Source organism: Paenibacillus sp. F4, from assembly GCF_002894905.1.
In the GTDB taxonomy this organism is placed as follows: Bacteria; Bacillota; Bacilli; order Paenibacillales; family Paenibacillaceae; genus Paenibacillus; species Paenibacillus polymyxa_B.
In genome coordinates, this window is record NZ_POVS01000032.1 from 1 (window position 1) to 12,529 (window position 12,529).

13 protein-coding genes are annotated in these 12,529 nt (G+C 45.0%); all 13 read right to left on the minus strand.

Annotated elements, in window-relative coordinates; all coding sequences use genetic code 11:
• Nucleotides 1-380 precede the first annotated feature (380 nt).
• The gene (locus C1T21_RS26045) at nt 381-1,259 is read right to left on the minus strand and encodes a nucleotidyltransferase-like protein (protein ID WP_103050285.1); all 879 of its coding nucleotides are present in this window, start codon (nt 1,257-1,259) and stop codon (nt 381-383) included.
• Between the two features lie 112 nt (nt 1,260-1,371).
• Nucleotides 1,372-3,090, minus strand: a complete 1,719-nt coding sequence (locus C1T21_RS26050) for a glycosyl hydrolase family 18 protein (protein ID WP_103050286.1) — start codon at nt 3,088-3,090, stop codon at nt 1,372-1,374.
• 180 nt (nt 3,091-3,270) lie between these two features.
• Nucleotides 3,271-3,702 (minus strand): Fur family transcriptional regulator, encoded by a 432-nt coding sequence (locus C1T21_RS26055; RefSeq protein ID WP_013311903.1) that lies wholly within the window; start codon nt 3,700-3,702, stop codon nt 3,271-3,273.
• A gap of 108 nt (nt 3,703-3,810) precedes the next feature.
• Nucleotides 3,811-5,214: a DUF4097 family beta strand repeat-containing protein gene (locus C1T21_RS26060; RefSeq protein WP_103050287.1), complete on the minus strand. Its 1,404-nt coding sequence runs from the start codon at nt 5,212-5,214 to the stop codon at nt 3,811-3,813.
• A 7-nt stretch (nt 5,215-5,221) separates the two neighbouring features.
• Nucleotides 5,222-5,875, minus strand: a complete 654-nt coding sequence (locus C1T21_RS26065; RefSeq protein ID WP_103050288.1) for a hypothetical protein — start codon at nt 5,873-5,875, stop codon at nt 5,222-5,224.
• Nucleotides 5,876-5,958: 83 nt separating this feature from the next.
• Nucleotides 5,959-6,672, minus strand: a complete 714-nt coding sequence (locus C1T21_RS26070) for an MgtC/SapB family protein (protein WP_103050289.1) — start codon at nt 6,670-6,672, stop codon at nt 5,959-5,961.
• A 98-nt stretch (nt 6,673-6,770) separates the two neighbouring features.
• The gene (locus C1T21_RS26075; RefSeq protein ID WP_103050290.1) at nt 6,771-7,232 is read right to left on the minus strand and encodes a GNAT family N-acetyltransferase; all 462 of its coding nucleotides are present in this window, start codon (nt 7,230-7,232) and stop codon (nt 6,771-6,773) included.
• A gap of 131 nt (nt 7,233-7,363) precedes the next feature.
• Nucleotides 7,364-8,809, minus strand: a complete 1,446-nt coding sequence (gene gatB, locus C1T21_RS26080; RefSeq protein WP_013311908.1) for an Asp-tRNA(Asn)/Glu-tRNA(Gln) amidotransferase subunit GatB — start codon at nt 8,807-8,809, stop codon at nt 7,364-7,366.
• Nucleotides 8,810-8,835: 26 nt separating this feature from the next.
• On the minus strand, nt 8,836-10,293 hold the full coding sequence (gene gatA / locus C1T21_RS26085) for an Asp-tRNA(Asn)/Glu-tRNA(Gln) amidotransferase subunit GatA (protein ID WP_103050291.1): 1,458 nt from the start codon (nt 10,291-10,293) through the stop codon (nt 8,836-8,838).
• A gap of 27 nt (nt 10,294-10,320) precedes the next feature.
• Complete coding sequence (gatC, locus tag C1T21_RS26090) at nt 10,321-10,608, minus strand: Asp-tRNA(Asn)/Glu-tRNA(Gln) amidotransferase subunit GatC (protein ID WP_013311910.1); 288 nt, start codon at nt 10,606-10,608, stop codon at nt 10,321-10,323.
• A 367-nt stretch (nt 10,609-10,975) separates the two neighbouring features.
• Nucleotides 10,976-11,362, minus strand: a complete 387-nt coding sequence (locus tag C1T21_RS26095; protein ID WP_103050292.1) for an ATPase — start codon at nt 11,360-11,362, stop codon at nt 10,976-10,978.
• Between the two features lie 81 nt (nt 11,363-11,443).
• Complete coding sequence (locus C1T21_RS26100; RefSeq protein ID WP_061831453.1) at nt 11,444-11,653, minus strand: hypothetical protein; 210 nt, start codon at nt 11,651-11,653, stop codon at nt 11,444-11,446.
• A gap of 243 nt (nt 11,654-11,896) precedes the next feature.
• The gene (locus C1T21_RS26105; RefSeq protein WP_103050293.1) at nt 11,897-12,526 is read right to left on the minus strand and encodes an MBL fold metallo-hydrolase; all 630 of its coding nucleotides are present in this window, start codon (nt 12,524-12,526) and stop codon (nt 11,897-11,899) included.
• Nucleotides 12,527-12,529 lie beyond the last annotated feature (3 nt).

The following is a 12,529-nucleotide window of genomic DNA, read 5'->3' on the forward strand; positions in this document are numbered from 1 at the left end:
TGATTTTGCGAACAAAATCGTTTTACTCACTCGTTGTTCAGTTTTCAAAGATCAAACCTGCATAATGTCTTACTTTGTTTCACCACCGCGTCTCAGTGGCGACTTAAATAATGTAACACATAACCTCATTTTTCGTCAAGCTTTTTTTTGAAAATTTATTTTTTTCGCTTGAAGCAACACGTTTATCCTGCTTTAAACAGTTCTAAATTATTCATGCTGCTTAATGGGGCGAGTTATAACTTAGCACATATTTTATATACTCGTCAACCTAAATTAATAATTTATATTTTTTAACTATCTATAAATACTAAATCACGTACAAAAAAAGGAAGAAAAGTCGATTTAACAACCTTTCTTCCTGACAAATCAACCCCTGCACATCAAATAAGGGAGTAACGCAGTTCACGATTTTGCCCACGATCCCTAAAATCCCCGGCAGCTGTTTCTCTAATAAGTGAACGATATACCAGTTTACGGAGCACGACGGTAAGATCCAATTGAAGATTCTTTAGCTCTGGATGGTTAATAAGTTCATTTATAGACCAGGGTTCCCGTCTGCTGCCTAATATACGGAATAGCGGAGATGAGCACTCCTCCATTTTTGACATAACTGAAAATTCACAAGCAAGCAGTACTAGTTCAACCCGTTGTTCCAAGGTTTCCGTACTTAATGTGAGTTCGTTATACAGTTTGTCAATCGTTCGATCCAGAGGCTGTACCTGAACCCATAAGTGAATCTTTGGATAAATCCCCCGTTCAATGAGTTCAATAGATGCCCAATGATCCAATGCTTTCAGAACACTTTGATAAGCGTCAATGATCCGCCCTTCTCGCACCGCTCTTTTGCCATGAACGTAATTGACCAGAAAGCGGGAGAACTCATGAAATCGCTTCTGCTCCCGCAGTGGATCGTTAAAATCAACAATTTCCTGTCTTAAAAGACGGACCCTGTCATCCCGTTCCCAGACAATACGACCTTCTAGCACATAATCTATAATGTTGGCTTGTTCACCAGCGATAATCCATTTCTTCAGACAACTAAGCGTTGCGTACAACACTTGGCATCTTAAGCCATTCATAAATAAGTGTTGAATAGAACGAACTGGCTTGGTGCCTTCTCCAATAATTAGAATGAGTTCATCAAAGTCATACAACATCGAACCGTGAAAATACTCTCCCGGCTTTCTGTACGAAATAATACCTATTGAATCTTCCTGCAACAATTCATCATACATTAGGTTTAATTTGGTTAGCTGCACTTCTCCCTCCATACCTGCAAGGCGGCTATGACCGCAAATTGGATATTTGGATACATGTGATCATTTCTACATAAATAAGAAACTTCCTTCTTCAATTGTATAAATTTTTATCTTATTCACTTATTTTTTTCAGTGTTACCCAAGCGTTTTCATCTGCAAAGGTTCGATTCCACGCCCCAATTCCTCCGAGCTTCAGCGATTTGGCAAGTTCTACTCTTGCCTTCAGAGATACCTGATCCTCTAGCCAAATCTTTTTGACCACGCCGTCTTCTGTATACTCGACATAATTCTGGCCTTCGGCAGCTCTAAACTTGGGCTTCAACTTAAATTCGGCTATGATACCGGCTGCTGACTTCATACCAAGTGATTTGGAGGTGACCTTAATCTTCCCTTCTTTGGGAGTCTCGGACCACACGCGAGTATATAACGGAATACCTAAAACTACTTTTTGAGGCGGCACTTCATCTTCCTGAATAATTCGCTTAATTGACGCTTCCGTCCATGGTAGCGAGGCGACAGAACCAGCCTTTGGACTAGCCGCCCAATGCTCATCATATGCCATTACCATGAGGTAATCTGTGATGGTGCCTAATGATTTTCGATCCAAAAAAGCTGACCACATTTCACTTTGAGATTTAGGTGTAACATCAATGGACAGTATCAAATCATGTTCCCGAGCCATCGGTTTAAGTTCCCGCAAAAATTGGGTGACATTGGGGCCATCCTTCGTATGAACATTTTCAAAGTCAATATTAATACCATCCAGATCATTTTCTAGGGCAAATGAAATCATCTGATCTACAATCGACTTTCGACGTTCAAAGGTAGACAATGCTTCAGTTGTTAATTCGGGATTGAAGCTGTTGCTCAACAAGCCCCAAACCTCCATCCCCTTGCGATGTGCCCAGCTGACATAGGCAGGATCTGCCTTGCTTTCTACAGTGCCCTCATGATCGACGACACTGAACCACGTAGGACTCACCACATTTACTCCAGGCATAGGATCAAACTTGGAAGGATCGGGCTTGCGATTATAGACGGCTTCCCAAGCGAGGTTTACTGGCCTACCCTCCCAATGTTTTTCCGAGATGGACAAATCGTCTTTAGCCGAAGGGATCACAAGCTCTTCTCCTTCAGCGATATGGTCTGACTTAATGTATCCCGCATAGCCATTGTCTAATTGAACAAAATACCAATCTCCCTGTTTGGACCAAATACGTACCTTCGTCCGCTGAGATATATCTGTCAAAATAAAAGATAGGCTAGAGGCTTCTTTACGTAAGGCGATTGTAGCATCCTGTGGGCCATCCTTCTTTTCTACAATCCCCAGCCTGACCTTCTCTCCAGCTTTCATTAGGATGACAGCACCAGTTACAGGGTCTTCATGTATAGAAACGCCGTATACATCACGTACAGCCTCTATCGGGATATATACCTCTCCACTGATCACCTGAGGGGCTACGCTCAGCGCATATGCTTTACCATTCAGTTCCCCTTGTGCCTTCGAAACCTTCATATAGAGCAGGCTTTGTCTCGTCGCCATAATGACGGTTTGGCTATCATCCTCATAGCGAACCGTAGGATCAATTTTACTTTGCACCAATTTAAGCGGCATCAGCATGTTCTTGCCGGAGCTTTGAGCTTCATACCCAGTCAACTTGCCCTGCATAAAAATAGGACGGACACTGCCCTGCCAATCGGGTTTCTCGTGAAGGGGATTACCAAACCATACGACAGTAATTGCGCATATAATCGCTGCAAATAATAGCAGGCTTGCCGCTCCTTTGAATCGTGAACGTTTACGGCGGCGTCTAGAATGATTTCTGGCCAATATTGAACCTCCATTGTATGAACTTTGAATTCCCGTATTTTGTAACCAAAACAGATTATTCACAACAAAAATAAAGTGATTTAAACAAAAAAACGCGGTAAATCCCCGCTTATGGGGAATTCCTCACGTTTCCAATCCATTACAATATATACCGCACAAAAACTTCTATTCCTTGTTTCGTTACGTTTGTTTGTTACTACAAGCTTTGCATACTCCGTGTAACTCCATACGATGTCCATGCACCTCGAAGCCTGTTTCCAACGCGGCATGGCGTTCCACATCGGCCAAATAGGGATAACTGAAATCTTCAATCTTTCCGCATTTTTCGCAAATGATGTGATAGTGCTCCGAAATATTGGCATCATAACGACTGGCGTTATCTCCATAGGTCAACTCATGTACCATACCCGCTTCTATAAACATCTTTAAGTTATTATAAACCGTAGCCACACTCATACTTGGAAACTTGGACTCAAGCGCTCGATATATTTCATCTGCAGTCGGATGCCCCATGGTTTCCATCAAATAGTTTAATATGGCATGACGCTGGGGTGTTATGCGTACACCTGTCTTCTTCAGAAGTTCCAAAGCATGCTGGACGCGTGCCGCCATATTTGTCCACCGCCTTATCCCTTACTTACGATCCTATCAATTACCACGCATCTATTTACAACTTACTTCTAAACCTACTCACATTGTACGGTCTACTCAAGTTTCTTGTCAACGCGCCGTATTGTCGCCGGATGTTCCTATAGAGGTATCTGTCTCAGGAGCTCCGGGTTCAGCCGGAGAGCTTTCAGATGTATCGGGCGCAGTCGTACCCCCGGAATCATCCAAGTCGGGTAACGACGGCATCAGTAACTTTTTAATGGTTAAATTGCTGTTACCCTCTACGTCGATCGCATACTTACCTGTCCCGTTCTTGCCTGAAATACTTTTACTATCTATTTTAAATGGAAAATCGGATTGAAGATGACCATAACTGCTTGAACCCTCTAACTGAAAATCTCCATTCGACGGAAGATCCAATACGATATCACCGACAGCACTGTATATTTTCCAATCTCCGCCCACCTGCTCGCTATGCACTTTGATAGAGCCATTAAGCGAATTTGCATTCAGCTTGGCTGTAGAATTCAGCACATTCATGTCACCATTCTGAGTATCTACGTTGATGTCCCCTTCCGAACGAGCGAGCTGAATATCACCTACCATGGTGTGCAGTGTCACAGCTCCTTCAATATCACCTGCTTGCATATCGCCACGGTTCGTGCGCACATCCACATCTCCAGAAATCCGATGCAATTTAACCTGACCGTTCAGCGTGCCTCCCTTGACATTGCCGATAGCGTCATTAACGGTGAGATTTCCATTACCGCTCTCGAGCCGAATGCTGTCAATAGCATCAACTCCATTCAGGGTAATATTCCCGTTGGAGGTTCTAATCTGCACATTGAACCGCCGGTCCTCCGGCACGGTGATCAGCATGTTCACACGGGGCTGACGTTTGCTTGATGCTCCGTATGACTGTGCCTCCGGACGAATCTGGATGGTCTTGCCGTCGGTAGAAGTCAGTGAAGAAGCTTGAGCAATCTTGTCCGCTTCGGCAGCAGGCGCTTGATCCACCCATAGAGTCCCTCGTACCTCTATATTGGACACAGGCCGTCTGATCAGTGTTACATCACCATTAACCGAATCAACTACTAAATCGGACGTCTGCATAGTTACAGGTACCAGCACACCACCCATATCATACCGATTCTCTTTAGCCTGGCTAAAATCCATAGAGGCTGACGTCAGATTGAGACTGACCCGGTTCCACAGATACATATAATGATTTTGCTGGGTCACGATAAAAACCGAGGCTGCCACTACCAAAGCGGACAGGATCCCCTTAAGGTCAGGTCTGAATCGCCTTCCGTTGTCAGACTTGCCTTCTTTCCGATAGTACACAGCAAAAAAAATCAGATACTCCAGTCCCCAAAGCACAAAGATTACGGGCCACCAAACGAGGAGCTGAAGCATATATTCAGTATTTTGAAACACATCTACAATAAGCAAAATACCTACAGCCATCAACAGAAGCGAAGAGGTGTAGCGCCCGACTCTTATTTTACGGTGCACGCCAGCTTCACCCTCTTTCTTTCAACTTTTTACGCTTAAAGGTCAGAAAGGCTTCCCTCAGAAAAAGGAATAAACCGATCATCATTAATAAAATGGCCAGCGTCAGGAATCCATAATCCTCAAAGAAATTGCTCAACCAGCGAGGTTTCATGCGAAACAAAATCATAAGCCCACCGCCTACCACCATCAGCACGGCAAAAGCAAAGCCTCTCTCCCATGCATAAAAAGGACTACTTTGCTGGCCTCTAGCATCCATTCGTGCATAACGATCTGGCTTACGCCGATAACGAACCATGTAATCTGCTGACTGTAAGACATCATATACATTATAAAAATATAAAACGGGTATGAACAATCCAAGCAAAATAAGTAATGGAATGTTGATCCTTAAGCCGTCAGAGGAAACATACAGCATCGCAAAAATATCTAGCAGGAGCAATACAATAAAACTAAGCCCCCTAATAAACAGCCCTAAAAAAAGATGTCCCAGTCCGGGTAACAATGCCGCCATGATAATGGCAATCACTTTGCGAAATTTAGCGTATTTTAGACGCTTCCCCTGTTTGGGTTGTTCCCGCTGTTCCGGCGCTTGTAGCTGTCCAGCCTCTCCAGACGGTAACGGTTGTTCCGAGTTCATGCCATCCTCCCCTTTGAATCCCATGCGTGGCTCCGCTGAAAAATACTTCGATGCTTACATAGTACCCCAATCGGATTTAAGAGTAACTGTAAAAAAAAGGTATCCTATCACTCAACAGAGACTGCAGCTATATCTTCCCATTGTCGTAAATCAGCTGCAATACGTACGGGATTAAAATCATGACGGGCCAGGACCTCTAGGGAAACCTCCATACTCTGCCGATCTGGGTGTAATTCATGAAATGGAACATTTTCATGTTCTTTAATCATTATTTTACGTATTTCCACTTTTTCTTGCTCTAAATAAGTCGAAATCTGCTCCAGCAATCCGTGAGAGGCCAATCCGTACAATGTAATAAGATGACGCTTGCGTCCACGCATATACCGAAGCTCAACTTTGTTAAACACCCATAAATTTAAAAATACGAGCACTGTCGCCGCTATAGACGGGAAATAAAAACCTGCTCCGACCCCAAGGCCAATAGCAGCCACGACCCAAATGGAAGCCGCAGTCGTTAGTCCGGTAATGGATTTACCTGTGAACATAATCGTCCCTGCACCTAAAAAGCCTACGCCAGTGATCACAGCCGTAGCCAAACGAGCGGGATCTATGCGTACATTAGCTTCTTTAATAAAATCGGCAAAGCCGTAAATGGAGAGTAGCATAATCAGCGTCGAACCAAGACTGACCATAATATGAGTCCTCAAACCAGCTGCATGATTGGAACGTTCGCGTTCAAAGCCAATGAATCCACCGAGAAGCATGGACAGTAAAAGTCGTAAAATGATATGTGAATCGTCTATAATCCACGGATTATTCATTCAAGTCACTCCTCCCGGTTATGTCGTGCTTCCCACTCCGGGTGCGCGGTTTGTGGGCTTATGTGCATTTTTAATGCCAATTTAATGATATCTCAATGCTATTCCAACTTATGCAGATGGTAGGTGGTTAATTCCACGCCTGGGGCGACCTCCGCCGCAGATACGGGGCGAAAGCCATGTTTTCGATATAATGTCACCGCAGGAGTATTTAAAGTTCCTGTAGAGACGATAAACAACGGGATATTTTGATATTCTTTCAAAACATGCTTCATTAAAGAGTCTGCAATGCCTTTACGAAAATGATCTGGGTGAACCATCATACGTGTAAGGGTAAGCGAATCGGGCGACTCAGACTGCACAGCCAGTGCTCCTAACAATTCACCGTCCTCCAGCCACCCATAAAAAGACTCTCCACAGCTTCTCAGCGTCTCCAATGTATCCATCAGTGGAGGAATCTCATCAAACCCAATCAGCTCAGCTTCCAGCCTATAGGCTACGTGCTGAAGACGCCATATCTGACTGACGAAATCATCATCTTCCAATGAACATAGATTAATCATGCTGTTTTCCCTCCTAAGGAAACTCATAATATGTCATCACGCTTCTAAAGCTTGTTCGCACCAATCGTTCTCAGCGTCTATGCAAAAGGGGCCTGTCCCTAAAAGACAAGCCCCCTGTCAAATCTATGCCATTAGCGGTTCAGCACTTCCGTCAGCAACTTATTAGCAAGGCCAGGGTTTGCCTTTCCCTTGCTCTCCTTCATCACTTGACCAACTAGGAAGCCGATGGCCTTTTGCTTGCCGGCTTTGTAATCTTCGACCGATTGCGGGTTAGCTGCTACAACTTGTTCGACAATTGTCAGGATTGCACCCTCATCACTGATCTGTACAAGCCCTTTTTCTTCAACAATTTGCTGTGGCAGTTTATCACTTTCCAGCATTTCCTTGAAGACCGTTTTAGCGATTTTGCTATTGATCGTTCCCTTCTCCAGCAGTCCGATCATTTCACCCAAGCCCCGACCGGTCAATTTAACCTGCGACAGCTCTACACCGGCACTGTTCAAATAACCGAGTAGATCCCCCATAATCCAGTTGGATACTGCTTTGGCATCCTTGGTGAATTGAAGGCTATCCTCGAACAAATCGGCCAATGGCTTGGAGGACGTAATCACCTGGGCATCATACTCAGGTAATCCATATTCCGAAGTGTAGCGTGCTTTACGCTGGTCAGGCAATTCAGGAATCGAAGCACGGATACGTTCTTTCCATTCCTCATCTATATGCAGTGTAACGAGATCCGGGTCTGGGAAATAACGATAGTCATGAGCCTGTTCCTTACCACGCATGGACAAGGTTTTACCTTGTGCCTCATCCCAACGACGTGTCTCCTGTACAATCGTTCCGCCTTCGTCCAGCGTCTGCTCCTGCCGGAACTGCTCATATTCCAGTCCGCGCTGTACGCCACGGAAGGAGTTCATGTTTTTCAGTTCCGCTTTAGTTCCCAGCTCTTTTTGTCCATGCGGACGAAGACTGATATTCGCGTCGCAGCGAAGTGATCCTTCCTCCATCTTCACATCGGATACGTCACAATACTGCATAATGGCACGTATTTTTTCCAGATAGGCCTTGGCTTCTTCCGGCGAAGATATTTCCGGCTCCGAAACGATCTCAACCAATGGTGTGCCGACCCGGTTAAAATCGACCAAAGATGCGTAGCCACCATCAACATGTGTTAATTTCCCTGCGTCCTCTTCCAGATGCAGTCGAGTAATACCGATACGCTTTGTCTCACCATTCACTTCAATATCAATCCAGCCATTTTCGCCAATGGGTTGATCGTATTGTGAGATTTGGTAAGCCTTAGGTGAATCGGGGTAAAAATAGTTCTTGCGGTCAAACTTGCTCACATCAGCAATGGTGCAATTCAGCGCCATTGCTGCTTTCATCGCATAATCAACGGCCTGACGGTTCAATACCGGCAGCACCCCTGGATGACCAAGACAGACCGGACATGTATGAGAGTTGGGTGGTGCTCCGAAGGATGTCGAGCATCCACAGAATATTTTAGACTTCGTATGCAATTCCACGTGCACTTCAAGTCCGATGACCGTCTCATATTTGGATGTAGTTGTAGACATAAATAGGTTCCCTCCTTTTTAGCAAATTACAGCTGCGGACGCTGCTTGTGAAATTCGGTATTTTGTTCAAAAGCATGGGCTACGCGTAGCACGGAAGACTCGTCAAAGGCTTTTCCGATAATTTGTAGTCCGACTGGCATTCCATCCGCAAGACCACACGGAATGCTGATGGCTGGCACACCAGCCAAGCTCACCGGAATCGTCAAAATGTCATTCAAATACATCGTCAATGGATCATCCACTTGTGAGCCGATTTTGAAAGCAGTTGTCGGTGCAGTAGGTCCGATAATTACATCATATTGTTCAAATACACGATCAAAATCCTGTTTAATCAGTGTGCGCACTTTTTGAGCTTTCAAATAATAAGCATCGTAGTACCCGGAGCTGAGTGCATAGGTACCCAACATAATCCTACGCTTCACCTCGGGACCAAAACCCTGCGTGCGGGACTGATGGTATAGATCAAGCAGGTTGTCCGGATTGTCAGAACGCACACCATAGCGCACGCCGTCAAAACGGGCCAGATTGGATGACGCTTCGGATGAAGCCAGCAGATAATATGTAGCTACCGCATATTCTGTATGAGGGAGAGACACTTCTTCCCATACAGCACCCAGTCCTTCCAGCGTTTTCAGTGCATCCAGTACCTTTTCCTTGACCTGAGGATCGACGCCCTCACCAAGATACTCTTTAGGCACAGCGATACGAAGTCCTTTTACATCCCCGGTTAAAGCGTTCAAATAATCAGGAATGTCTACCTTTGCAGAAGTGGAGTCCTTCTGGTCGTAGCCTGCAATGGCTTGCAGGACATAGGCCGAATCCTGAACATTTTTAGTAATAGGTCCAATTTGGTCTAAAGAGGAGGCAAAAGCCACCAGTCCAAAACGGGATACTAAACCATAGGTTGGTTTCAGGCCAACTACACCGCAGTAAGAAGCGGGCTGGCGAATGGAACCACCTGTATCCGAACCGAGCGTGAAATAAGCCTCACCCGCTGCAACAGCCGCAGCCGAACCGCCACTGGAACCGCCGGGAACACGTTCTAAATCCCAAGGGTTACGTGCAGGGAAAAAGCTGGAGTTCTCGTTAGAGCCGCCCATGGCGAATTCGTCCATGTTCATTTTACCGAGTGTCACGGTTTGCGCTGCGCGCAACTTACTAACAACTGTGGCATCGTAAACGGGATCAAAATTTTTCAAAAACTGACTGCCACATGTTGTACGCAGCCCTTCTGTCACAATATTATCCTTAATACCAACCGGCAGACCAAACAACAACCCTCTTTCCTCTCCGGTAATCAGCTGATCATCCAGCTGACGTGCGGATGCACGGGCCTGTTCCTCGTCAACGGTAATATAGGCTCTGATCTTGTCTTCCCGCGCACCAATCGTCTCCAGAGCGTGTCCCACCAGATCACTCACGGAAATTTCCTTTTGATGCAGCTTGTTATGTATCTCGGGCAATGTGTTATTGAACAAGCTCAATTTGCATCCTCCTTTCAAATATGAGATCTATTCCAGAACAGCAGGAACCTTAAACTGTCCGTCTTCTTCTTCAGGTGCATTGCGCATCACTTGCTCATGTGTCAAACTTTCACGAACTTCGTCGTCTCGCATGACATTGCTGACGTGCAGCACATGAGTGGTCGGTTTTACCTGCTCCGTATCCAGCTCATTCAGCTTCTCCGCATAATGGAGAATGGCGTTTAATTGTCCTGTCATCGTTTCTTCCTCAGCCGCGGTCAGATTCAACCTGGACAGCTTGGCTACGTGACGGACATCTTCCGTGGAAATGTTCATACAAAACCCTCCTCATGTATATGAGGATTTTGCAAAAAACCAATAAGCAACTTCCAATGAGCAAGGTATAGATCAAAATGGTTTAGTTCGTCTATATATTGCACTTCGGAGCGACTGGAATCGAAATTTGCAAAATCCTGATATTAAAAAATGCTGCACCGAACTTTGAAATAACGTTTTTAATTATAGGATAGAACCCTTTACAATTCAATCTTTGACGCGGTACAGAAGCAAACTGTACATCAATGAGGTAAATGTTGTTAAAAGAATATAAAAAAAGCACCTCTCGGTGCTCTTGCGAGAAAACTATAGGAGCTGAGATTGTGCCCATTATATATTTTTAAAAAGAGTCGGCAGTAGCCGACTCCTATATCCAAGCACGCAAATTGACTTGTCTGATAAAATCAGCCTGTGACAACACCTCTGCCGCGGTTTCTTCTTCTTCAGTCTCTACCGAATCAAGACCACCGTTCATTACATGCTTGAACAGTTGCTCATTATGAGTAGCAAGGGCGTAATCTATCAGCGCTTCACGCTCAATCCGCTCAGCTTCCAGCTTGAGAATACTCTCTTCGAGCTCGATGTCCCCGGATGGTACAAAAAAATTGCGGTTCACCTTCGGTACGCGAATGACATAGTCAAAAGCATTGTCCGCATTACGGTCGTAAGCAATGATATAACCATGTTCGCCCACAGGAAGATTCTGCTCAAAAGCATCCGCGACGATCATAATTCTAGCTCCTAAATGATGCATCGTTAGCCCCCCCCGTTTGTCTGAACTTATCTGCTAAGTCTACTAAAAAAAAAGTAGCTTGTCTATATCATCTATGTATCTTCATAATCGACCGTCTCCACGTCCCAGCCTGTGTTCATTCAGCCTCACATGCCAGTTTTGTGAAGGGATTCCGCCCCGTCGTTTCACCTTTTTCCAAGTTATGATCTTCGGTTCGGAACCTACCACAGAATCTTCAATATCTATTATATTGGGAACACGGAAACTACCTCCAATCTCACGTTGTACCCCATATATATGTTTTCTTTTCATTCTTGCTCCCCCTTGTGATCTGACGGCACCATGCCTCTTTATCCTCTTAATGGGCAAAAAAAAGAACGCAAACCGGGATTCATCCACAGCTTGCGTGCTTCGCGAGTTTAGTATGTAACTTTAATAAATTTATGTTAACAAAAATAAAAACCTTTGTCTATACATAATTTATAATTTGTTGTCGAAATGAGGCAAAACCTGTCACACCTTTGATTTTGCCCCTACTGAAAACGTTCATCACATTTACCGGATATACGGATTATTAGCTTTCTCATAACCGATGGACGTTTTGGGACCGTGACCGGAATAGACTGTAACGTCATCTCCAAGCGAAAACAATTTGTTTTGAATAGAATCGTATAGATCCCGTTCCCGGCCACCCGTCAGATCCGTGCGTCCAACGCCCTGACGGAATAGCACATCCCCGGAAAAAAGATCTTTGCCACACAAAAAGCTGACACTTCCGGGTGAATGGCCCGGTGTATGGAACACCTTGAACGTGTGCCCGATCAGGTTCAATTGCTGACCTTCCGCCAAATCATATTCGGCAGGACCGGTTGAGATTGGTGGAGATGCCTCTGGCCACATCAAGGAGCCATTCAGCTTAGGAGATGTGAGCCAGTCTTGCTCCAAGGCGTGCAAATACACCGGGCATCCTTTGGCATTGCGAATCTCCTCTACTCCTCCGATATGGTCAAAATGAGCATGAGTCAGTAGGATAGCTTCAATAGTCAGAGACTCAATCGCCCTCAGCAAAGGACCCGGATTCATTCCCGGATCAATAATAATGGCGCGCTGTGGATCATCCCCTTGAAGCAAATAAGCGTTCGTCTGAAGTGGACCGAGATTAAAGCTGCGAATAGATAGCACCATAAG